Annotated in this window: 17 protein-coding genes and 1 pseudogene; 2 read left to right on the forward strand and 16 right to left on the reverse strand. The window is 65.3% G+C overall.

The window, feature by feature from the left end:
• Positions 1-104 precede the first annotated feature (104 nt).
• The 4 genes from smpB to ftsE form a co-directional block, all read right to left on the reverse strand.
• A complete protein-coding gene (smpB, locus tag ACEL_RS08900) occupies positions 105-584 on the reverse strand; it encodes an SsrA-binding protein SmpB (protein WP_011720563.1) in 480 nt (159 codons plus the stop codon).
• A 5-nt stretch (positions 585-589) separates the two neighbouring features.
• Positions 590-1,780, reverse strand: coding sequence for a S41 family peptidase (locus tag ACEL_RS08905; protein ID WP_011720564.1), 1,191 nt, complete (start codon positions 1,778-1,780; stop codon positions 590-592).
• A gap of 293 nt (positions 1,781-2,073) precedes the next feature.
• Complete coding sequence (gene ftsX, locus ACEL_RS08910) at positions 2,074-2,994, reverse strand: permease-like cell division protein FtsX (protein WP_011720565.1); 921 nt, start codon at positions 2,992-2,994, stop codon at positions 2,074-2,076.
• A gap of 17 nt (positions 2,995-3,011) precedes the next feature.
• Positions 3,012-3,701, reverse strand: coding sequence for a cell division ATP-binding protein FtsE (gene ftsE / locus ACEL_RS08915; protein WP_011720566.1), 690 nt, complete (start codon positions 3,699-3,701; stop codon positions 3,012-3,014).
• A 357-nt stretch (positions 3,702-4,058) separates the two neighbouring features.
• Here ftsE and ACEL_RS12970 point away from each other — a divergent pair, with 357 nt between their 5' ends.
• The gene (locus ACEL_RS12970) at positions 4,059-4,253 is read left to right on the forward strand and encodes an RING finger family 4 domain-containing protein (RefSeq protein ID WP_041835051.1); all 195 of its coding nucleotides are present in this window, start codon (positions 4,059-4,061) and stop codon (positions 4,251-4,253) included.
• On the opposite strand, the gene prfB is transcribed toward ACEL_RS12970, so the two are convergent.
• The 9 genes from prfB to ACEL_RS08965 form a co-directional block, all read right to left on the reverse strand.
• A complete protein-coding gene (gene prfB, locus ACEL_RS08925; RefSeq protein ID WP_011720567.1) occupies positions 4,254-5,363 on the reverse strand; it encodes a peptide chain release factor 2 in 1,110 nt (369 codons plus the stop codon).
• 327 nt (positions 5,364-5,690) lie between these two features.
• Complete coding sequence (locus tag ACEL_RS08930; RefSeq protein ID WP_011720568.1) at positions 5,691-6,224, reverse strand: TadE/TadG family type IV pilus assembly protein; 534 nt, start codon at positions 6,222-6,224, stop codon at positions 5,691-5,693.
• Positions 6,221-6,832: a hypothetical protein gene (locus ACEL_RS08935; protein ID WP_011720569.1), complete on the reverse strand. Its 612-nt coding sequence runs from the start codon at positions 6,830-6,832 to the stop codon at positions 6,221-6,223. Before ACEL_RS08935 ends, ACEL_RS08930 begins: the two co-directional genes overlap by 4 nt.
• Entirely contained in the window at positions 6,829-7,257 is a 429-nt protein-coding gene (locus ACEL_RS08940; RefSeq protein ID WP_011720570.1) for a TadE/TadG family type IV pilus assembly protein, read from the reverse strand. The genes ACEL_RS08935 and ACEL_RS08940 overlap by 4 nt, the downstream gene beginning before the upstream one ends.
• Entirely contained in the window at positions 7,244-7,474 is a 231-nt protein-coding gene (locus ACEL_RS08945; RefSeq protein ID WP_083760560.1) for a hypothetical protein, read from the reverse strand. The genes ACEL_RS08940 and ACEL_RS08945 overlap by 14 nt, the downstream gene beginning before the upstream one ends.
• Positions 7,475-7,655: 181 nt before the next feature.
• Entirely contained in the window at positions 7,656-8,300 is a 645-nt protein-coding gene (locus ACEL_RS08950; protein ID WP_202943351.1) for a type II secretion system F family protein, read from the reverse strand.
• A 287-nt stretch (positions 8,301-8,587) separates the two neighbouring features.
• On the reverse strand, positions 8,588-9,448 hold the full coding sequence (locus tag ACEL_RS08955; RefSeq protein WP_011720573.1) for a type II secretion system F family protein: 861 nt from the start codon (positions 9,446-9,448) through the stop codon (positions 8,588-8,590).
• Positions 9,448-10,692 carry a TadA family conjugal transfer-associated ATPase gene (locus ACEL_RS08960; protein ID WP_011720574.1) on the reverse strand — a complete coding sequence of 415 codons (1,245 nt, stop codon included), beginning with the start codon at positions 10,690-10,692 and terminating at the stop codon, positions 9,448-9,450. Before ACEL_RS08960 ends, ACEL_RS08955 begins: the two co-directional genes overlap by 1 nt.
• 321 nt (positions 10,693-11,013) lie before the next feature.
• Positions 11,014-13,425 (reverse strand): putative bifunctional diguanylate cyclase/phosphodiesterase, encoded by a 2,412-nt coding sequence (locus tag ACEL_RS08965; protein WP_041835052.1) that lies wholly within the window; start codon positions 13,423-13,425, stop codon positions 11,014-11,016.
• Positions 13,426-14,049: 624 nt separating this feature from the next.
• Here ACEL_RS08965 and ACEL_RS11585 point away from each other — a divergent pair.
• Positions 14,050-18,504: an FtsK/SpoIIIE domain-containing protein gene (locus ACEL_RS11585; RefSeq protein ID WP_011720576.1), complete on the forward strand. Its 4,455-nt coding sequence runs from the start codon at positions 14,050-14,052 to the stop codon at positions 18,502-18,504.
• Here the strand turns inward: ACEL_RS11585 and ACEL_RS12670 are convergent.
• The 3 genes and pseudogenes from ACEL_RS12670 to nirB form a co-directional block, all read right to left on the reverse strand.
• Positions 18,487-19,704 (reverse strand): annotated as a pseudogene (locus tag ACEL_RS12670) (uroporphyrinogen-III synthase); the annotation flags it as partial. The gene ACEL_RS11585 and the pseudogene ACEL_RS12670 sit on opposite strands and share 18 nt — an antisense overlap.
• The gene (nirD, locus tag ACEL_RS12975; protein WP_011720578.1) at positions 19,586-20,032 is read right to left on the reverse strand and encodes a nitrite reductase small subunit NirD; all 447 of its coding nucleotides are present in this window, start codon (positions 20,030-20,032) and stop codon (positions 19,586-19,588) included. The pseudogene ACEL_RS12670 and the gene nirD, both read right to left, overlap by 119 nt.
• A gap of 28 nt (positions 20,033-20,060) precedes the next feature.
• Entirely contained in the window at positions 20,061-22,622 is a 2,562-nt protein-coding gene (gene nirB, locus ACEL_RS09000) for a nitrite reductase large subunit NirB (RefSeq protein WP_011720579.1), read from the reverse strand.
• Between the last annotated feature and the right edge of the window lie 262 nt (positions 22,623-22,884).

Below are 22,884 nucleotides of genomic sequence, written 5' to 3' on the forward strand. Positions count from 1 at the left end.
CCGGGCCGTCAAATCCCCACTGCCCCCGGGCCGCCGCCGTCCGGACCAGCCCCGGGACCGCCGCCGCCCGGGCCTCGGCCCTCCTGGGACCGCCGGGCTGCTGATCACATGCGGTGTCCCTTGACCCGCCGCCCTAGCGCGCGCGCAATCTCCCGCTGCGCATGCCGTTCCGCCAACGCTTGCCGCTTGTCGTACGCGCGCTTCCCACGCGCCAGCGCAAGTTCGACTTTCGCCTTCCCGTCCCGGAAATACAACGACAGCGGCACCAGGGTCAGTCCGGTCTCCCGAGTCTTGCCCAGCAGGCGCAAGATTTCCCGCTTGTGCAAAAGCAGTTTCCGCGGCCGGCGTGGTTCGTGATTGGTCCAGCTCCCCTCGGCGTACTCGGGGATATGCACATTCTGCAGCCAGACTTCCCCGTCCTTGATCAATGCGAAGCCATCCACGAGCGAGGCGCGGCCGGCGCGCAACGACTTGACCTCCGTGCCGGTGAGAACGATGCCGGCCTCGTAGGTGTCCTCAATGTGGTAGTCGTGCCGAGCTTTCTTGTTGCTCGCGATGAGCTTGCGACCACTCTCCCGGGCCATTTCGATCAACCGTGTCCACTCGTACCCGCGTTGGCGAGCAACCCGGATATGACGTCGACAGCCTCCTCGAGCGCCAGCGACGGCGGAGCATTCGCCGCGACCGGGACATCCGGCTGCACCCCAACCCCGTCGAGGGAACGTCCCGCCGGCGTGAGATACGTGCCGACGGTGAACTCGATCGCCGAGCCGTCGGCCAACGGAATCGGCTGCTGCACCGACCCCTTGCCGAAGGTCGGGCTGCCGACCACCACCGCCCGTTGCCGGTCCTGCAGCGCACCGGCGACGATCTCCGCGGCGCTCGCCGTCCCCCCATCCACGAGAACAGCCAGCGGCGTCGCGATGTCGCCCCCTGGGGCAGCCTTGAGCGCGACCGGCTGAGCGCCGCGTCGTACGAACGTGGCCACCAGGCCGCCGTCAAGAAACACCGATGCCGTCTGGACCCCCTCTTCGAGCAGGCCGCCGGGATTCCCCCGCAAATCCAGCACAATCCCGCGGTCCCGTTGGGTCCGCGCCAGCGAATCCAACGCGCGAACCCGGTTGGCGACGCCACGACTGAACGCACTCACCTTGATGATCATGACTCCGTTCTGTGTGGCAGCCGTGACATCCTCACTCGCCACCGCGCTCCGCCGCATCGTCACCGTGCGGACGACGTCACCACGCCGGTAGGTGAGGGTGACCGTCGTCCCGGCATCGCCACGGAGCGCGGTCACGACATCGGCAATCGACCGCCCGGCAACCGGGACGCCGCCGACGGCAAGAACGACGTCCCCGCTGCGCACACCGGCTCGATCCGCCGGTGAACCCGCCTGCACGTTGAGAACGGTCACCGCACCGGACGCATCACGGTGCACCCACAAACCGACACCGGTGTATTGACCATTCATGACATTTTCGAACGAGGCAAAATCCGCCGCGGAATAATAGCTGGACCATTTGTCGTCCAGCGCGTCGAGCATTCCGCGGATAGCGGAGCGATCGAGCTCGTCCGCCGTGACCGGTTTCGCGGCGTTGCGCAGAATTGTCTGTTCCACCTGGTCCAGAAAGCCGGGGGAACTAGGCGCGGCGGCCGGTCGCTGCGGGGCGGAACCGCTGCTCCCGAGAACGCCGGTCACCACACCGGCGCTATAGATCGAGGCAAGCGCGAGAACCGCGCCCCCGATACGAACCCATCGTGAACGACGCGAGATCCGCACCGGTTAATTGTACGGCCTCGCGGCACCACGACGCCGTCGGAAAAACCGGCGAGCCGAACGGAGACGGGCTCCACCGCGCGCACTTCTCCTGCTGCTCCGGCGACGCCTGACCCGGCACGCAGCACGGCACCAGGGCCGGCTCGAGACGCGCCGCAGACCGCGGGCACCTGTCACACCGGGGTCGCGGCAACCGGAGTTGAGGTGGCTCCCCACTGAACCGCAGCACCTGTCACACCTGCGTCCCGGCAACCCGGGGTTGCCGCGACCCGCCGCTGAACCGCGGCACGGGTCGGCTAAATCCGCTGCCGCAGCATGTACGTCTGCAAGGTGGCAAAAGACGCCAGACCCGCGATGACGACACCTGCGAGCGCGAGATAAGGCAGCGTGCCAAGCACGGCCGGCCACTCGATGAGCGAGCCGAGCGGCGCCAGCACCGGCCGCAGCGTGTGGTCGATGAAGAAGTACTTCGTCGCGGCGACAAAGCCAAAACCGAGGAGGGCGCCGCCGAGGCCGGCCAGCATCCCCTCGAGCAGAAAGGGGAGCTGAATATACAAATTCGACGCGCCGACCAACCGCATGATCCCGGTTTCGCGGCGGCGGCTTGCGGCCGAGACCTGAACCGCAACACCGATCATCACGATGGCGGCAATCACGACGAAAATCGCCAACGCGATGGCGAAATTCCGGGCGCTCGCCGCAATGTCGAACAACTTTTTGAGGAATGTGTGCTCATCTTGCACCTGGTCGACGCCCGGTTGATTCTCCACCGCCTGGCGCACGACGTCGAACTTGCTGGGATCCGCGAGCTTAACGGTGAAGGATTCCGGGAGCGCATCCGGCGGGGTGCTCTTCACCAAATCGGGGAGATCTTTGAACTCTTCCTTGAAAATCTCGTACGCCTGCTGCTGATCAATGAATTGCACGCTCTGGACCAACGGCCGCAGGCTGTTGAGCGTCTGCCCGACCTGCTGGACCTGCTCCGGCGTCGCCGCGGTCGGGCAATTCGGGTTCGTGCTGTGTTCGGCGCACAAATAGACCGACACCTGGAGGCGTTGGTACCAATAGTGCTGGCTGAGATCGACCTGGCGCTGCACGAGCAATGCGATGCCGAAGAGAAACAGCGAGAACGCCGTGATGACGACGACGGCGAAGAGCATGAGCACGTTCCGGCGCAGGCTGATCGCAAGCTCAGAGAGCACGAAGCGTAATCGCATGAGAACCCTCGTCCTGATCAGTTCGAATAGCCGTACACACCGCGGGACTGGTCGCGGACGACGTGACCGCCGTCCAACTCGATGACGCGCCGGCGCATCGAGTCGACGATGTGCGCATCGTGGGTCGCCATGACCACCGTGGTGCCGGTCCGATTGATGCGATCGAGAAGTTTCATGATTCCGACGCTGGTCGCCGGATCCAGGTTGCCGGTGGGCTCGTCGGCCAGCAGGAGCATCGGACGGTTCACGAATGCCCGGGCGATGGCGACCCGCTGCTGCTCGCCGCCGGAGAGTTCCGATGGCAGCCGGTCCGCCTTGTCGGCAAGACCGACGAGCTCCAACACCTCGGGCACGACCCGCGCTATGTGATGTCGCGGACGGCCGATCACTTCGAGGGCGAAGGCCACGTTCTGCGCCACGGTCTTGTTCGGCAGCAGCCGGAAATCCTGAAACACCGTACCGATCTGCCGGCGGAGCGCCGGCACCTTCCACGCGGACAGCCGCGAGAGATCCTTGCCGGCGACGTACACCTTGCCGTGGGTGGCCTTCTCCTCCTTGAGCACCAGCCGCAAGAAGGTCGTCTTGCCCGATCCGGAGGCGCCGACGACGAAGACGAACTCCCCCTTGTTCACTTCCAGCGAAACGTCCTGCAACGCCGGTCGACTCTGCCGCGGGTAGATCTTGGTCACGCGTTCGAAACGAATCACCAGCGCATCACCAGAGTCACTTCTCGGGACGTCACCCGCGCAAGTGTAGACAGCCGACGTCCAAGATTCAGGTAAGCCCCACCTCGGCGACGCACGCAGGCTCAAGCTGGGACGTGGGCGCGCGCGCCGCGGGCTCCGGGTGCGGAAGTGCGGCCGGACTGAGCCGGGCCGCCAATGCGCGCGCCGGGTGCGCCTAGTGCACGGCCCGGCAGTGCCAGGGTCCGCCTAGTGCACCCGGCCCGGCAGTGCCAGGGTGCGCCGGGTGCGCCTGGGCCGGAAGTGCGCGACACTGGAAGGGTCCCAACGACGGCCGCCGACGATCCGCCGTCGCACCACCGGCCGGGAGGGAGGAACCTGATGTCCTGCGAGCACTTGGTGTGTGCGGCGTGCTCCGGCCCGGTCGAGCAGGCGCGTTGCCCGGTGTGCCGCGAGGCGCGCGCACGAGTGCATCACCCGACGACGCACGGCATACCGCCAGTCATGATCGTTATCTTGGTTACGGCGGCGGCTGTGCTGCTCTGGATTCTCGGTCGCCTCGCCGCCCTCGTTTGATCACCGACGTTCCCGCTGCCGACGCCAACGGACCCCGGCGTCAATGAATTCGTCGATCTCACCGTCCAGGACGCCGGCCGTGTTGCTGGTTTCGACCTCGGTCCGTAGATCCTTCACCAGCTGGTACGGATGCAGAACGTAATTGCGAATTTGCGTGCCCCAGCTCGTCGTCGTCTCACCCCGCAGCGCGGCGAGCTTCGCCGCTTCCTCCTGACGGCGACGCTCCAGCAACCGAGCCTGCAGCACCATCATGGCGGTCGCACGATTTTGCAATTGACTGCGCTCATTCTGGCAGGTGACGACAATACCGGTCGGCAGGTGCGTGATCCGGACCGCGGAATCCGTGGTGTTCACACCCTGGCCACCGGGACCGGAAGAGCGGAACACGTCCACCCGGATCTCATCCTCCGGAATGTCGATGTGGTCGGTTTTCTCCACGACCGGGACGACGTCCACACCCGCGAAGGACGTCTGCCGGCGGGCCTGGTTATCGAACGGGCTGATCCGCACCAGCCGGTGCGTGCCGTGCTCCGCGGCGAGGAGACCGTACGTGAACGGCGCGTGCACGATGAATGTCGCGGATTTTATGCCGGCTTCCTCGGCGTACGAGGTGTCGAGAATTTCCGTTGGATAGCCGTGCCGCTCCGCCCACCGCAGGTACATGCGCAGCAGCATCTGCGCCCAGTCCGCGGCGTCCACGCCACCCGCTTGCGAGTTGATCGTGACCAGCGCTTCCCGCGCGTCGTACTCGCCGGAGAGAAGCGTCCGCACTTCCAGGTCGTCGATGGCTTTCTGCAGCGCGGCCATTTCCGCGAGCGCTTCGGTACGGGTGGGTTCGTCATTCTCCGCCTCGGCGAGCTCAAAGAGAACCATCACGTCGTCCAGCCGCTTGCGCAACCCCTCGACCCGGCGAATTTCCGCCTGCAGAAAGGAAAGCCGGCTGGTGACCCGCTGGGCGTTCTCTGGATCGTTCCACAGTCCGGGGTCGGCGGCTTGACGTTCGAGGTCGGCCGCCTCGCGGCGCATCGCCGGCAGGTCGAGCACCTGCTCGATACCGGCGAGTCGGGTGTCGAGGTCTTTGAGGTGTTCGTGGGGGTCTTGCGGCTGCACACCTGGAGCGTAGCGGTTCGCGGCGAACCGGGCGGTGCACCGGGCGCGCGGAGACGCCGCGGGACGCAGGCGCAGGCGGGGACGGGCGTGCTGCGGGGACACCCCAGCGGAACGCCGCGGGGACGCCGCCGGGACGCCGGCCGCCGTACACCCCGGGATCCGGCTCCCGGGCGCCTGTGGACTTCGTCCCGGTGATCGGGGAGGCCGCGGCTCCGCCCACCCCGACGTCGGGGGACGCCGCGGGTTCCCGTCCCCGCGGCGAAATCGCCGGACCGGCCCCCTCTGCTGCTGCCGGATATCGCTGCTCGACAACGACCCGGCTCGTGGTCAACCGCTCGGCAGAACAAGGAGCCGCGCGTCAGCATGCCGGGCGATCGGCACGCCGCGCCACCAGGAACCCGTAATCACATTGACGATCGGCAGGCTGACCGTACAACTAAGCGACACACTGACCGTTCGGTCCGTCGCGTCGAGGGTGGCCGCCGTGATGGATAGCGTCCCGGACCGGCAGGACTGCGGCGCTCGACCCGGTTCACCGACATAATCAGCCACCGCTGCGTACACCTCCGCATCAGAGAGCGGAAGCCACTCCGCCAGTTCGGTGGTGTATGCACCTGCGAGCGAAACATGCTGTGCTGCGGTGAGTGCCGCGCCGTCCGCCGTGGCTTGCAATACGCGCTGCGCAAGAAAAACCGTGGACAGATCGACGATGACGGTGGTGAAACCAAGAATCACCAAACCAAAGAACACGATGAGCAAGCTGATCTGACCGCCGTCGTCGCGACACTGCGACGCGCTCTTCCCGCGTACACGAGCCGAACGGACGATGGCGCGGTTTCCCGCCATGCCCGGCCCGCTCATCCGGCCGCTCGGAACGAGTCAACGACTTCGTCATGCTGCGCGGACACGTCAACGCCAAGCGGATGCCCGAAGAGGGAACCCGGCAGAAACGGCAATTCCGCACGGGCTCGCACGACGACGCGAATCATCAGTCCCGGTGCGAGGGAGACGGCACATGCATCGCGGGTCACGCACTGTACGGCCAATTGCGTGGAACAATCGAAAGCATCCGCGGATTCATTACGCAGGGCGATTGCGGCGGCGGCGCATGCCCGCGTGAGACCATCCGTCGTCGTCGGCGCCGTAACGAAGGCGCGCGCCGCTTCGCGGGCCGCCGCGGTGACGCCGTACGCCGTGCTCTGCACAGCGAAGACGGCAAGAAACACGTAAACGAGCGGGATCAAAAACAGCACGCCCAGGATCAGGTACTCAACAATGGCGTTGCCGTCATCGCGACGCGCCAATCCGCGGACGCTGCGCGTGAGCCCGGACAACACATTTGCGCCCTTGAGCCGGGACAACCGATCCGCGCCCTGCCGCCCCGACGCCCGATCCGCGCCCTGCGCGCTCGGCATCCGTGGCGTCCGGACGATGCGATTCCCGTATCGCGTCGAGCGTCCTGCGGTCACGGATCCTCCGACAATACCGCGGCGGCTGCGTGAATTGTCCGCGTGCCAACAATGGCATCCAGCACACCCGACACGTGGACCTCAACGACGGGAACTGCCGCGCCGTCCGGTGTGGTCCGCACGGTCCGCTCCGCCTCGGCCGTGACCGTCAGCCGCCGGCCGACCAACGCCGGTACGCACGCGTCGATTCGCCGATGGACGGCGGCACGTATCGTCTCCGGCCCGGCGGTCACAATGTCATGACTCGCCGCGTAGCGAGCCGCATCATGCGCGCAAGCCGCGAGCGTATTCCTTACGTACAGCACGGAACCGACGTGGAGGAGTGCGACGAACAGCGGCATGAGCAGCAGGCTCACCAGCACGAGATCGACGACGGCGGACCCCTCGTCCATCACCGGCGACGACCATTCGTCAGGGACCGGCATTGCTCTGATTCGAAATCTTGTCGAACGCACTGGTCAGAAGCTGCCGAAGCTGATCGCTGGCGATCCCCCAAATAATGACGACGAGGACCGCGGTCATCAGAGTGATCATCACCCAGCCGGGAACGTCACCGCGCTCCCGACCGCCAGCCGCCGTTGGCAACCACGCAACGAGTCGCAGTCGTGCACGGCCAATTCTTTGGGCCAGTGAGGACATCATCAGCTGTCTCCTTTTCCTACCGGCGCTGCCGCTCCCTGCCGCGACGACAGCGCGCTGCTGTTCTTCCCGTTCTGCGGCACGCATCGCCGCCGGTTTCCGTCTTCGACGGTGAGTGCTTTCCGCTCTAGTTATTCACCGTGTTCACATCGCTTTCCCACTTGATTCGTCACTCTTCCGTTCTCTAAATCAGCAAGTGCAGGGAAACGAAACTCGGGAACAGCGCAAAGAGAAGCGTGATCGGTAAGATCAGGAACACGACAGGGACCATCATGCCGATTTCCTTGCGTCCGCCGATGTCCAGCAAGGAACGCTTGGCCGCTTCACGGACGTCGGATGCCTGCGCGCGCAGCACGTCTGCGAGCGGCGTCCCGCGTTGCATCGCGACAATCATTCCGTCGACGAAACGCGACATGATATCGAGGGGATTGCGCGCGGCGAGATTCTCCAGGGCAGTGACGAGTGATCCCCCGGTTCGCGCCTCGCTGAGCGCTCGAGCGAATTCGACGGACAGTTCTCCGCGACACACCCGAACCACCCGTTCGAGCGCCGCCGCTGGGCTCTCCCCGGCTCCAACCGCCAAGGCGAGCAATTCCGCGACCGTCGGAAATTCGGCGAGCATCCGCCTGCTGCGCCGCTGGGCCTCCCGGCTCAACGTGACGTCGCGGGCGATTGCCCCACAGCACGCGGCGATAACGCAGAGCATCCCGAGCGCGAGCGGCGGGCGGTGCGGATTCTGGGCGAGGAGCAGCAGGCTGACGCCGAGCCCTACGAGGAAACCGATTGAGCCCCATAGCACTTGCTCGACCCGGAATTCCTCGACAGCCATGTTCCGTCCAGCTGCGTCCAGGCGGCGACGAACACTTCCCGGGCCACCCATGACACGATCGACACGGCGGGCGATGTCAGCGAGGACCGGGGCAAGCAATTGGCCCACAACCGGCCACGTGCCGCGCGCTGCCGTGTGGACGGGCGGCTGTGAGGGTCGTGACCTGTCCCGGAGATACGGGGCGAGGCGGTCCGCCAGTCGTGGATGACGAAAATGCGGCACGCCCGAAACGGCGAGCGCGGTACCGACGCCAGCACACAATCCCACCGCGGCTCCCGACGTCAGAGTCATCGGAGCACCCGTTCTTCTTCAGGAAGGCGTCCGATCCGCACCATAGCCCGGTAAGCGACGGCACTGACGGACGCACCGACGGTGAGAATGACCACGCCCGCCGCGCTGTTGTACGCATGAACTGCGGCAGGATGCAACGACAGAAGCCCAAGCAGCAGCCATGGGGCGAGGACGGCGAGACGTGCGCCGTTGACCGTCCAGCCCTGCCGGGTTTCCAATTCGGCGCGAATGCGAAGGTCTTCGCGGAGAAAGACCGACAGAGTGCGCAACAAGCGGCCAAGGTCGGTGCCGCCGACTTCGCGCGCCATCCGCAGCGATTCGATGATCCGGTCGGCGGTCGGGTCGGCCAACCGGCGTTTGAGTTCGTCCAGGCTGGCGGCGAAATTGCCGCTGACGCGGTAATCGTCAGCGAAACGGCGAAAAGTCGGGCGTAATTCGTCAGGTCCCCGGTCCGCCAACTGCGCGACAGCCTCCGGCAAGGCAAGTCCGGCTCGGACCGCCGACGCCAGGTTGTCCACGACGTCCGGCCAGACGGCGCGCAGTTCCGCGCGCCGGCGTCGCGCCCGATGCCGCACCAAGGTCCACGGCGCACATCCCGCAAAGGCGGCAAATGCCGCTGCAATCGTTGCCGTATGGGAGATTGCGGCTACCGCCGTGCCGACCACTCCGGCCGCGGCACCCCCAGCAGCAACAAGGTGGCGGGTGGTAACCGTCTCGAGGCCGGCTTGGCGAAGAGTATCGGCGATCCGCTGCGAGATCCGGCGCGGTCGACGGCGGTGGTTCGGTGCACCGGCCGGGCGACGGTGGACGAGGAGGAGCAGACCCACGCCGCAGAGCAACCCAAGAAGGGCACCCATCAGCCGTCGGCTCCGCTGTCGAGAAGCTCCGGAAGGTGGTAGCCGGCGGCGGCGAACCACTCAGGGTGCGGGGGAAATCCCTCCGCCCGTACGAGACGTCCGTCACGCCAGGAGAAGATATCGACCGTTTCGATGACCAGGCCGTTACCGCTGTCTTCGACCCGGCCGGGAATTCCGATAATTTCCTGGACCCTTCGACGGCCTGTGGAGTCGGTCTTCGTGTGGATGACAAGGTCGACCGAGCGTGCAACGGTGGGAACGACGAACGCGTGACTCACGTTTTCACCGGCAAGCAAGGGAAGTGTGCACATTTTCGCCACGGCTTCCCGTGCACTGTTAGCGTGGATCGTACACATGCCGGGGATGCCGGCATTGAACGCCAAGAGCAGGTCCAGGCATTCCTCATGGCGTACCTCCCCGACGATGATGCGCGACGGCCGCATCCGCAGCGCCTCCTTGACCAGTCGTCGCAGCGGAATCTCTCCGGTTCCCTCCAGGCTCGGCTGGCGGGTCTGCATGGCGACGACGTCCGGCAATGGAATGCGCAGCTCAAAGACTTCTTCGCAGGAAATGACCCGCTCCCGCGCGGGAATCGCCGCTGCCAGGCAATTGAGCAGTGTGGTCTTGCCCGCTTGTGTGCCGCCGGCGACGATGATATTCAAACCGGCAACGACGGAAGCCTCCAGGAATCTCGCCGCCGCCGGGGTGAGGGTTCCCCGTGCGACAAGCTCATCCAAGGAATGCGCCGTCAGCACGAACTTGCGGATGTTCACCGCCCAATGCGTACGGGTGACGTCGGGTATGACGACGTGTAGTCGGCTCCCGTCAATAAGGGTCGCGTCCACGAACGGAGTCGAGAAATCGACCCGCCGCCCGGAGGCTTTGAGCATCCGCTCGACGAGCTCGCGGATTTGTGCCTCGCCGAGAATGGTGCTGGTCAGCTCACTCCGCCCGGCGCGGGCGACAAAAACGCGACCTGGCGCATTAATCCAGATTTCTTCAACTTGAGGATCATCCATGTACCGTTGCAGCGGGCCGAGACCCGACAGCGCGTCGCAAATGTCTTGGATAGCGGCGGCTCGATCGGCGAGCGGCGGCAGGTCGCCGGTCAAACTGCGGTCATCGTAGGCGTGGACGACCTCCTCGACGAGCGCACGGACGACGCTCGGCTCGGTCATCGGGTCGATACCGCGTCGGCGTATCAGCTCCCGTACTTCGTCCTCGACGACAGCGACGGCATCCATCACGGTGCTCCATCATGATCTTCCTGCGCCAATGGAACCGCACAGTAGCGGGTAAGTCGCACGCTCCACAAGGGTTCAGCGACGGTTGTGGACGTTTGGACGACCACCTGCGACGACAAAAGGAGCGAATCGGTCACCGTCGGCGGTGGGTCACCGTCGGCGGCCGGTCGGCACCGGAGTCGCTCCCTATCGATAGGCGCGGGCCCGGCAGAGCGCGAGGCAGCGAGGAACTTCGATTTCGTCAGGCTCGGTGCCGGCGGCAGGCCGCCTCGTTCGTGAGCACCGTCGACCGCTGGCAGCGGTGTGAGCCGCGAACCGTGCTCACGGCAGACTCGCCACCCAATCGGCCTGCGCAACGACACCGCCCCGCCAGCGCAGCGGCCCCAGACCTCCCGGAACCCGGAGCGAATCGAGGAAGAGCTGCCGAGCCAGCGCGGCCGGCATCGGCTTTGCCAGTAGGAAACCCTGGGCGTAATCGCACTGGAGATCGGTCAAGAGCCGCTGCTGTTCTTTCGTCTCAATGCCTTCGGCGGTCACAATGATGTCGCAGCGATGCGCAAGATCGATGAGCGCGGTGACAATTTCGGTGGAACGCCGGCCGGTCCCAAGGTCGCTCACGAACGACCGGTCAATTTTGATTTCGTCGATCGTACGCTCACGCAGCAGCGAGAGCGAGGAATACCCCGTGCAGAAGTCGTCGAGCGACAATCCGACCCCTGCGGTCCGGAGCGCGTCGAGGATCGTGCTCGCCGTCAGGCTGCGGGAGAACACCGCGGTTTCTGTTATTTCACAAATCAACCGATCCGCCGGCAACCCGTGACGCGCAAGCGTGTCCAGGACGAAACGCGGCAGATCCTCGTCCAAGAGATTCCGCGCCGAGAGGTTCACCGCCACGCTGAGCGGCAGACCGGCCCGATACCAGGACGCTCCTTCCTGGATTGCCGCATCAAGAACGTAGCGGGTGAGATTTCCAATCAGACCGCAGCGTTCCAACAGCGGAACGAACTGCGCCGGTGAGATAAGGCCTTCCTGCGGATGCTGCCACCGGACCAAGGCTTCCGCCGCTACCGGCAGTCCGGTGCGCAGGGAGAATTTCGGTTGATAGTGCAGCACAAATTGGTTCTCGCTCAGGGCGGTGCGCAGGTCCCGCAGCATCTGCACCTGTGCCATCGCCGGAGGTTCGAGGTCGCTGCTGTACCGATAGACGGCGAGGTCCATCGCCCGGGCCTTGTACATCGCGAGCCGAGCGCGCCGTACCACTTCGGCAAGCGTCGTCCCATCCTCAGGCACGCACGCCACCCCGGTGTGGGCGTCGAGGGCAATGTCCAACCCCTCGGCGGTAATCGTTCCGCCGAGGGAGCGGACGGCCAATTCGGCCTGCGCCACCGCAGCTTCGGGGCCGGAGAGCTCCCGGAGCAGCAGCACGTACTCCGCGCCGTGCAGCCGCCCGACCACGTCGCAGCGGCGTACGATGCCGGCCAATCGCTCCGCCACGCTGCGAAGCATCAGGTCAGCGGGGTGGGCGCCCAGAATGTCGTTCACCTCGGCAAATCGATCGAGCCCAATTACCGCGATGGCCAACGGCTGGTCGCTGCGCCGGGACATCTCGAATTCCTTCTCCAGCATGAGGAGATTGCCCAGCCCGGTCACGGGATCCGTATGGGCAGCCCGAATGCGTTCTTCGGCTTCCCGCGTGAGAGTAGCGAACTTCACGGCATTGGCGAGCGCGACTGCCAACGCATTGGCGAACGCATCCAAGGTCGCCTGCTCGGTCTCGGTCAATGAGACCGGCCGGGTGAAGAACAGCCGCAACGCGCCGACGTCCCCCTCGCGGGTGGTCAGTGTTCGGGCAATGGTTGCGGTCATCGTTGCCGCCGTGGGCAGGACGTCCGCCCGGCCGGCATCGTCGGTGGCATACCGCACGGGGTATCCGGTGTGTTCGGCAAGGGTGATTTCCGCTGCGTCCGCGCGGAGCATGGCGGCGGCCGCCGGTGCGGCAACGCGGAGCAATGCGTGCAGGTCGCTGTCCCGCAGTTGGTCGATGGCCCGCTGCAGGCGTCGCCATGCGGCGCGTTCCCGGCCCAGGGTGGCACGGTCGGCACTGAGTGCGTGCAACGGAACGAGCGCAGCAAGCACAAGAAGGGTGAGCCCAATGGACCGGTCCAGGGCCGCGATGACGACCAACGCGATGAGGAAATTCCGGAACCAGACAATGATCGCAATACGATATAGCCCCGCGAGTCCGGACGTGAAAGGACGGTGCCGCTCCGCAGAGGTGGGAAGAGCGACGAGAATCGGTGAGATCAACGCCGTGCTCAGCGTGGCGAGCAGCAGCCCCACCAGCATGTGTCCATGAAAGACCTGCCCCCAGTCGAGATGGACACGATACAGGTGAAAGACAGTGGAAATGCCGGATGCGGCACCTGCACAGATGACGGCAAGTGCGGTGTTGAAAATCAGCTTCTGCACCGGCTCGCGCAGCACGCGTCCTGCCAATGCCCGCGCGGCACCAAAGACGAGGACAACATATGGCGCCGGAAGCAGGACAAGTACGACAACCAACGCACTGGTCTGCCATGCGTATGCCTTCCGCGTCCCGCCGTCGCGGACCTTAATCATGGCGGCGTAGGCGGCGAACGCTGCCGCGACCGAAAATGCCAGCCGCCACAGCTGCGGAACGTGATCGCCGATGACGACCCCGACACACGCAGCGGCAGCCACCGCCAGCGCCACGAAGCACACCGCGCGAACCCTTCGGCCAAGGGCGCGCTCCGCATCCGTTCGCACCGGTCCTCCCAGGCTGCCGCTGAACGACGTCTCCTCTACCATCGACCGGGATCGGCTGCATCCAATAGCCCAAATAGGAGAACGCGTTCGGGCTATTGCCTGGTAGCGCCACCGGGCCGAGGAGATGGAGGAGAGGATGTTCCGCGTGCCGGCTGAAGGGCCAGGCAGGGTCCCTCAGCCGGCGCGGGAAATCAGGGCCTAACCAGATGGTGGTGCCAACGCCCATTAACCCCAGAAAGTGTCACGCATGTCAGGCACCTCCCTCCCCGTTAGGTGACCGTGGGCCAGGTTCCCGACTCGCGGAATCGGGAACCTGGCCTTCCCCGTGGCGTCATCGTGTACGCCGAACAGCCGAGAGCGCACGGCCGAATGGAGTAAATGGTCCGGCGGCTATTCGGAGTAATCATGTGGCGTGATCCGACCGGGTGATCCAACCGTGGCGGTCGGCTGAGCGTGCCTCCACCGAGCCGGCTGGCACTATCCACAGCAGCTCACGCAGCCGGGTAATGCGACCGTCCGCCGCGTCAGACTCGACGCCATGTGCCGCACCGAGCGAGATCGGCGACCCCGGTGAGCATCACGGTCACCGTCCGTACACCGGCGGGTGCTCCGTCTGACGCCGCGACGGTTCGCATTCGCGCCCGGCCGGCGACGCCGGTTCGAGAGATCCTCGCGGCGCTGCGCCGGTCTGTGGCCGGCGGGGCGGACGGCGTTGCGCTCATTGACGGCAACCGGATCGACGATGAGGTGCCGTGGGACTCCGGAGTCATCCGGCAGGGCAGCGTCATCGACTTCCGGCCGGCAGAGATCACCGACAGTGCCGCGGCTCACGTGCGCGAGTCCGTGACGCTGACCGTTCTCTCCGGGCCGGATGCGGGTCGCACCGCGGTCCTCACCCGCCCGGTGAGCATCATCGGACGAGCCCCGGGGTGTGATCTGCGTCTGACAGATCCGGCTGTCTCCCGCCGGCACGCCGTGCTGTACCTGCCGCTGGAGAGCCGCGCCGCACCGGCCGGCGGGGATGGCATCCGCATCGCGGATCTCGGATCGCGCCACGGAACATGGATCGGCACCTCTGCGGTGGGCACGGCACCCGAACCGGTCCATACCGGGGCGGTCGTCCGGATCGGCGAAAGCTCCATCGTCATTGAGCCGCTTCAGCACCGGACGGCGTCCAGGCCAGGTCCCGACGGTGCGCGCGTCCTGCCGCGCGCCAATGGAACACTAGCGGTGAACCGGCCGCCGAGGCTCGATCCGCGACATTCCGATGCCGCCGACGAGGTCGTCGAGTTTCCGTCCCCGCCGCCGCAGCCGTCGCAAGCGCGGTTGCCCCTCGTCGGTACCGCTGTTCCGCTCTTTGCGGGCATCGGCTTCGCGGCACTGCTGCGCCGACCGGAGTACCTTGTTTTCTCGGCTCTCGCGCCCGTAGGAGGAATCCTCCAGTGGCTCACTGAGTCTCGCGCCCAGCGACGCCGCCGGCGTCTCAATCAAGAGTCCTACCTCGCACAGTGTCGGGAACTCGATGCACACATCAGCCAGCAGCTGCGTGCGGAGCGGGCGCATCGACGGCACGCCTTCCCTGGGCCGGGTGAGATCTTCTCGATCGCCCGGCAACGGAACAGGCGGCTCTGGGAACGCCGGCCGTCGGACGCTGATTTTCTGCACCTCCGCCTTGGTACGGGCAGTCTCCGGGCGACATGTGCCGTACGCCGCGCCCCGCACGGCCCAATTGAGCACCCATTCGTTGACGATGTCCCCGTCACGGTCGACCTCGCCGAGACCGGCGTCATGGGTCTCGCCGGACCTCACGAAGCGTGCCATGGCCTACTCCGCGCGCTCGTCGCACAAATAGCGACGCTGCACAGCCCGCGTGATGTCCGGATCGTCCTTCTCGCTGCGGATATCAGCCGGTGGGAATGGGTACGGTGGCTGCCGCATGTGACCCCCTTCCCCGGCGCGGACTGTCAGGCCCTCATGGGATGTGACGAGAGAACAATTGCCCGGCGGATTCGCGAACTCACCGAGCTCATCGAGCTCCGGACCCGACAGCACACGCCACCGTCCGACGCGGCGCCGCGAATCGTGGTGCTCGTTGACGGCGCGCTGGCCCTGCGACGCCGTACCGCCCTCTCCGACGTGTTGGTCAACGGTCCGCACCAGGGGGTGTTCTCCATCTGTGTCGACGAATCCATTGACCAGCTGCCCGAAGAATGTCAGGCGACAGTGACTTTCGACTCGCCGAGCACTCATCGTGCCGAATTCCGCACGCGCGGGCAGGTGGTGGCCGTTGCCGCCGACGCGCCGACGTCCCCCTGGGCCGAAGCGGTTGCGCGAGCTTTAGCGCCACTGCGCGATGAAACTCCAGACAGCCGAAATGGTGGGCAGCTGCCGCAGAGCGTCTCGCTGCTCAGCGTCCGCGGCTGCTGTGACGCTATCCAGCTGCGACACGACATCGAAGAGCGATGGCGTAGGGACGGCCGGAGCACTACCGCCGTTCTCGGCTTAGGAATGCAGGGCATCGTCGCTATTGATCTGGTCCGTGACGGACCGCACGGACTGGTCGCCGGCATGACCGGGGCAGGAAAGAGTGAACTTCTGCAGACCCTCGTCGCATCACTCGCCATGGAGAACAGGACGGATGAACTTGCCTTCGTGTTGGTCGACTATAAGGGTGGAGCTGCGTTCGGTCCGTGCGCCCAGTTGCCCCATGTTGTCGGCGTTGTCACGGACCTTGACGAAGCGCACGCTGAGCGGGCTCTTGCTTCCCTTGCTGCTGAACTGAAACGCCGCGAGCGTCTCTTCGCCGGCGTGAGGGCCGCCGATTTCGATGCCTACCGCGCAACCGGTTGCCGGCTACATCGGCTTGTCATCATCGTCGACGAATTCGCCACGTTGACGGCGGAACTCCCTGACTTTGTCAGCGGTTTAGTGGGAATAGCGCAGCGCGGCAGGTCGCTCGGCATTCATTTACTCCTCGCCACCCAGCGTCCCGAGGGGGCGGTGAGTGCCGATATTCTTGCGAATACCAACCTTCGCATCTGCCTTGCGGTCACGAGCGAGGCCGAGTCACGCAGTCTCATCGGAATTGCGGACGCCGCACATATCGGACGGGATACGCCGGGTCGCGGCTACCTGCGCACCGGTCACCATCAGCATCGGGTGTTTCAAGCGGCGCGGGTGGCCGTCATGTCCTGCACCGAGCAGACAGCCGAGGTCGAGATTCAGCCTGTCCCGATCACCGACCTTTGCTGCGCGGAATCGCGACCGGCGAGCGATTCTGCGACGAATCACATTAGCGATCTCGCACTGATCACCTCAGCATGTCGCGACATTGCGGCCTCGCTCGCCATCACGGCGCCGCCGGCTCCCTGGCGTGAGCCGCTGCCGGACGTCATAACGAGCGATCCTGCGCGAGACCGCCCGCTTGACGTCGTGCTGGGTATCACGGATCTACCGGCGCAGCAAGCACACGGTGAGTATCGCGTCAACCTTGCCCGCTCCGGCCATCTGCTCATCGTCGGCGCAGCCCGCAGTGGCCGTTCGACCGCGCTGCGCACCCTCGTCGCTGCGCTCTGCCGAGCCACACCGGTGGCGGAGCTGCATTGCTATGTCCTGGACTACGGGGGGACATTGACGCCGCTTGAAACGCTTCCACACTGCGGTGCCCTCATCAGACGACACGAGAGGGAACGGACGCAGCGACTCGTCGCCATGCTGCGAGATGAGATTGACCGCCGCGGGATTGTCGCTGCCGCCACAACCTCCGCCAATCATTGCGACGGGCCTCCCGACCACGCCGCACACCAGACGACAGCCGGACCACGTGCAGGGAGGTCGCCCGTCCTGCCGCACCTTCTCGTCGCGATCGACGGGTGGGAAGCATTTATCGAGGCGTGTGAAGACGCCGACCACGGTGCACTCATCGACGATGTGTTCCACCTCCTCCGGGAGGGTCCCGCCTACGGTCTGCATGTCGCGGTCACGGCAGGACGCAACGGCCTGCTGGGTCGCCTCGCATCCGTCATCGACGAGCGGATCGTGTTACGTCTGTCGGATCGGGCGGAGTTTAGTCTGGCGGGAATCCAGTCAAGCCGAATTCCCCGCGAATTGCCCCCGGGCCGCGGCTTTACCGGTCCGGACGGGGTGGAGACCCAGCTCGTCCTCCTCGGGAACGACTCATCGAACACCGCTCAGACGGCCGACGTCGCTGCGCTCGCAGCCGCTCTGCGCGAGCCGGTGCGCACAATGGATTCGTCCAGCGGCGGAGTCTCGCCCAGGCGGGTACCGCCAATGCCTGAACGGGTGGACCTCGAGACCCTCCAGGCAGCAGTAACCCCCAGACCCGGCACTGTCATCATCGGCGTGGGTGGAAACGAAGCATCCACCGTCACGCTTGATGTCAGTGAATGCCTGCCGGGACTGCTCATCGCTGGACCACCCACATCCGGTCGAAGCAATACCCTCATTCTCCTGGGCCGGCAGTTCACCGGACAATGTCTGCCTGTTGCCGTCATTACCCCTCGGCGATCGCCGGTCTGCTCGGCAATTCCAGGCGCAGAGATAATCGCATCTGCGGCAGAGCTCGACGATTTCATTGAACGAGTTGGACGCTGCGCCGTCCTGATTGACGACGCAGAACTTCTCGACGACCCTGCGCTCCTTCTCGCACTGGAAGGTTACGCGCGGCAAGCGCCCGACCGCGGCAGCGTGCTCTGCGTCGCCGGCACAACGGAAGACCTCACGACGGCGTACCGCGGATTTCTTCACCAGATACGCAAATCACGGAGCGGAGTGCTCCTCGACCCACGTAGTCCGCTCGACGGTGACCTCTTCGGGATTCGCATGCCGAGAAGCCACGGCCGGATGCCGCCCGGGCGTGGCTTCCTCATCCGGCATGGGCGCATGACTCCGGTCCACGTCGCCCTTGCCGGTGACGAAAACAACACCTTCGCTCCCAGGCTGGGCAAGACGATACCCGCGTTTGATAACAGCGGTAACGGGTATGTGCGGCACTGCACGTCGTAGTCGAGCGACTGCCATTTCTACCCGCCGATGCTCCAGCCGTTTGAGTGCCTGACTCGGTTGCTGGCGACCTACCGCCGTACCGATCGCCGCGGCCAGCGCCGATTTCGTGACCACACGACCGGCATTCGCGACCAAGGCCCGCAAGACCGCCAACGGCGCGGGCGGTAGCACGGTAAAGGCCTCCCCGTAAACGACGCCGTGACCCCGTACCTCGAGGCGCTGGTTGCCGATTGCCGTGGACAGCGTCCGCCTCCTCGGCACCTCTTCTGTCACGGCGCGCACCAGGTCGCCGAGCCGGCCCCGCGGCGGCATGACGACGTCAACGCCGGCGTCGACAAGCGGCTGCGCACATACCGGGCCGATGCACGCGGCAACAACACCCGCGCGAAAGGCGTCAATCACGTGCTCGCGCGCGTCGCCGGACGCCCGCAGAAGCCCGTCACATGCGGGTCGGCTGGTGAAAACCACCGCATCGAGCCGGCCGGTCACGATATCGCCGGCAAGCCGCTCCGCACGTGCGGCATCAGCCGACGACCAGTGATACACCGGGACGACGACCACCTCGGCACCATCGCGGCAAAGAGCCGACGCTGTTCGGTCGTCCGGATCACCGTGCGCCTGCACCACGACGCGTTTGCCGCAGACGCCACGCGCCCGGAGAAACTCCACGATCTCCGACATCGTCTCGACCGGGGGGGACGTTTCGGGCAATCCGGCGGCGCGGACAGCTCCGCGTGCCTTCGCGCCGCGGGCGACAAGGTCAGCGCTCCACAGAGCCATCCGCAGTCTGTCGCCGTAGCCAAGGCCGTCCGCGCTCTCCAGCCAACGGCGAAAACCGACAGCTGTCGTCACGATAACAATGTCCACAGGCCCAGTGAGCGCTTCCTCGGTGGCCGCGGCAATTTCGGCGTCATCCGCGAAGACGGTGCGTAACGTGCTCACCACTCTTACCCGGGCGCCCCTCCTCCGCAGGAGCTCGGCAAGCTCCTCCCGGCGACGCTCAGCGGTAATTGCAACGGTGAAACCGGTCAGCGGGGGCACACCGCCGACCTGATTGATCATTTCTCGTCTGGTCGTGGGTCTACCCATCGCATTGCCGCTCCGCGACGCGCCTCGACGATCGCCGCTCTCCCGCCCGTATCCAGACCCAACCCTCGCGAACCCGTACGTCGTAGACCGACACGCGCACTGACCCGTCATCCAGACAACGCCCACTCCGCAGGTCAAACGCGTGCTTGTACATAGGAGAAATCAGCACATCGATCTCCCCCCGCGAGCCGGTTATTCCACGCGCAAGAACGTTCGCGCCGCAGAAGGGATCCTTATTGTCGACTGCGTGCACCGTACCGTCGACCAGGCGCACCACGGCGACCTGCTTTCCGTCCAACCACGCAGCCACCGGGCGACCCGGCAGGAGCTCGTCATAACGACAGATCTGAAACCAGCCACGCACAGCCGACCCCAATCTCTCTGATGTGGAACGACCGCGGCGCACCGCCGAAAGCTCGCCTGTGCCAACCTGCAGCATCCGATAGTTTCTGCGGTGGCCCTGGATCTCAGGGCACCGTGGCCAATCGACGGCGTTCCTCGGGAGACGCCGGCCGATGTTGATGACGTTCAGGAACAAAGACAATATCCGGATCCGCTTGCTCCGGCGCGTTCACGAAGGTACGGAATTGGGCGAGCTTCCTCGGATCCTTGAGTGTCGCGGCCCATTCGTCAACGTAGGATGCGACGTGGCGCTCCATTGCCGCGTCCAACTCCGCGCAGAGGCCAAGAGAATCATCTATGATCACCGCCCGTACGTGATCTAATCCTCCTTGGATATTCTCAAGCCATGACGCCGTGCGTTGCAGCCGGTCGGCCGTGCGAATGTAGTACATCAAGAACCGGTCGATGTATCGGACAAGCGTCTCCTCGTCGAGATCCGCGGCCAACAGCTCGGCATGCCGAGGAGAGAAACCGCCGTTGCCTCCGACGTAGAGATTCCAGCCGCGCTCGGATGCGATAACGCCGACATCCTTGCCGCGCGCCTCGGCACACTCCCGCGCACATCCGGAGACGGCGGCCTTTATTTTGTGCGGCGCCCGCAGTCCTCGATAGCGCAGCTCCAACTTGATTGCCAATCGAACGGAGTCCTGAACGCCATACCGGCACCACGTGGAGCCGACACAGGATTTGACGGTGCGCATCGCCTTGCCATACGCGTGACCGGACTCAAATCCAGCCTCGACCAGCCGCTGCCAGATGCACGGCAACTGCTCCAGTCGGGCGCCGAACATGTCGATCCGCTGCCCCCCGGTTATCTTCGTATAGAGCCCGAATTCTTTCGCGATGGTGCCGATTGTGATCAGGCCATCCGGCGTGATTTCTCCGCCCGGGATGCGCGGCACGACCGAATAGCTGCCGTCACGTTGCAGATTTGCCATCACGTGATCATTCGTGTCTTGCAGCGCCGCTGTCGCGGCATCGAGCGGGTGCGCACCGGGCCGGCCGGCCAGAATGGATGCGACGACCGGTTTGCAAATATCGCATCCACGACCGCGGCCGTATTGCTCAATCAACTCATCAAACGACGATATGCCGCGAATCGCAACGATTTCGAAGATTTCTTGCCGCGTGAGATCGAAGTGCTCACACAGGCCTCGCTGCGGCTCTTTACCGAGTTTGGCTAGCTCCGCCTCAAGCAACGTCTTGAGCAATGGTACACAGCTTCCACAGCAGGTGCCCGCGCGCGTCACACTCTTGATCGCCGCAACATCCTCGGCCCCCTCGCGAATTGCCGAACAGATGACGCCTGCCGAGACATTGTGACAGCTGCAGACCGTTGCCTCTTCACCCAACGACGCCGGTCCGCCTAGCACGACCTGATCCGCGGGGACAAGCAACTCTTGAGGATCGACGCTCAGCTCCGAGCCGACGGCGCCCCGCAGGATCGGATACGCGCTGATGTCACCGACGAGAATACCGCCGAGAAGCCGCTTGGCATCATTGCTGACGACAATCTTGCGATACACGCCGCGCACGTGGTCGGCAAAGACCACGTCAAGGGCGCCCGGTGTTGTCGCGAACGCGTCACCGAAGCTCGCTACGTCGACGCCCAAGGACTTCAGCTTGGTCGACGTGTCGAGAGTACCTAAGGTTGCGGGTTCGCCGCAGAGACGACGCGCAACCGTATCGGCCATGGCGTAACCGGGAGCAACCAGGCCATACACCGTACCGTCCACACCACCGACACATGCGCATTCTCCGATGGCGTAAACGTTTTCCGCACTGGTCATGCAGGTATCGTCGACGACGATTCCACCGCGGCGGCCGACAGCGAGACCTGCTTGTCGTGCGAGGTCGTCCTCCGGTCGTACGCCGGCTGCGAAGACGACGAGGTCGGTCTCGAGGATTGCACCGTCATCAAGAGCGACTGCTTGGACGCCGGCACCGTCCGGCCCGAGAATGCTTGTCACCGTCACACCCGTGCGCAGATCGATGCCAAGGGTTTCGATTTGCCGACGCAGGATCGCGCCACCGCCGGCGTCCACCTGCAGGGGAAGCGGCCGGTCCGCTCGCTCGACGACGGCGACCTGAAGTCCAAGCAGACGCAATGCGTTAGCCGCTTCGAGCCCAAGCAAACCGGCGCCGACAACAACGCCCCGATGCGCGCGTTCAGCCGCCTGCCGAATAGCGTCCAGGTCATCGAGGGTGCGATACACGAAGCATCCGGGCCGCGCGGCGCCTTCCACCGGTGGAACAAACGGTCGGGAACCTGTCGCGAGGACCGCAATGTCGTACCGCTCGGTCCAGCCCGACGCTCCTCTTACCTGCTGACCCGTGACGTCAAAACTGATTGCCGGATCACCGAGCCGAATGTCGACATTCGGCCAATCACCGGCAGAGCCAAGCTGGAGGTCGTCGGCACTTTTCCCCTCAAAATAACTCGACAGCGAAACGCGGTCGTAGGCCGGGCGCTTCTCCGCGGCAAACACGGTCACCCGGTATGTCATTCCGCCGCCTCGCGCCTCGGCCAGCTGAACGAACCGGTCGAGAAAGTGGTGGCCGACCATGCCGTAGCCGACCAGAACAATGCGTCGGACGGCGCCGGGAGTGAGTGCTTCGTTGATCACGGCTACACGCTAGGAAGGGCGCGCTGCCGGGTTGTCGCGGTCATGTTACGGCAACGCAAAACTCCGCGCACCAGAATTTGCTCGCGCAGGGGGAACCGATGACGGCCGGAAGCAGACGAGAGAGTACGGCGCGAAGCCGCTCGCGTCTGAGCGGACCGATGGCGTCCCCATGGAGATCAACGCGAACTGCCGGAATCGGCTGGCTTGTGGGCGCACCGCCGGTTGAACGGTGGGACAACCGCCTGCGTCGACTGGCGCTGCA

Source organism: Acidothermus cellulolyticus 11B, from assembly GCF_000015025.1.
Lineage (GTDB): Bacteria > Actinomycetota > Actinomycetes > Acidothermales > Acidothermaceae > Acidothermus > Acidothermus cellulolyticus.

What these genes read in the sequence shown, in the direction of transcription:
- ACEL_RS08945 (WP_083760560.1), bottom strand. Translation starts at nt 7,474, where the DNA reads ATGATGTCCTCACTGGCCCAAAGAATTGGCCGTGCACGACTGCGACTC.
- ACEL_RS08955 (WP_011720573.1), bottom strand. Translation starts at nt 9,448, where the DNA reads ATGGGTGCCCTTCTTGGGTTGCTCTGCGGCGTGGGTCTGCTCCTCCTC.
- ACEL_RS08950 (WP_202943351.1), bottom strand. Translation starts at nt 8,300, where the DNA reads ATGGCTGTCGAGGAATTCCGGGTCGAGCAAGTGCTATGGGGCTCAATC.
- ACEL_RS08960 (WP_011720574.1), bottom strand. Translation starts at nt 10,692, where the DNA reads ATGGATGCCGTCGCTGTCGTCGAGGACGAAGTACGGGAGCTGATACGC.
- ACEL_RS08930 (WP_011720568.1), bottom strand. Translation starts at nt 6,224, where the DNA reads ATGAGCGGGCCGGGCATGGCGGGAAACCGCGCCATCGTCCGTTCGGCT.
- smpB (WP_011720563.1), bottom strand. Translation starts at nt 584, where the DNA reads ATGGCCCGGGAGAGTGGTCGCAAGCTCATCGCGAGCAACAAGAAAGCT.
- ACEL_RS08940 (WP_011720570.1), bottom strand. Translation starts at nt 7,257, where the DNA reads ATGCCGGTCCCTGACGAATGGTCGTCGCCGGTGATGGACGAGGGGTCC.
- ftsX (WP_011720565.1), bottom strand. Translation starts at nt 2,994, where the DNA reads ATGCGATTACGCTTCGTGCTCTCTGAGCTTGCGATCAGCCTGCGCCGG.
- nirD (WP_011720578.1), bottom strand. Translation starts at nt 20,032, where the DNA reads ATGCTGCAGGTTGGCACAGGCGAGCTTTCGGCGGTGCGCCGCGGTCGT.
- ACEL_RS12970 (WP_041835051.1), top strand. Translation starts at nt 4,059, where the DNA reads ATGTCCTGCGAGCACTTGGTGTGTGCGGCGTGCTCCGGCCCGGTCGAG.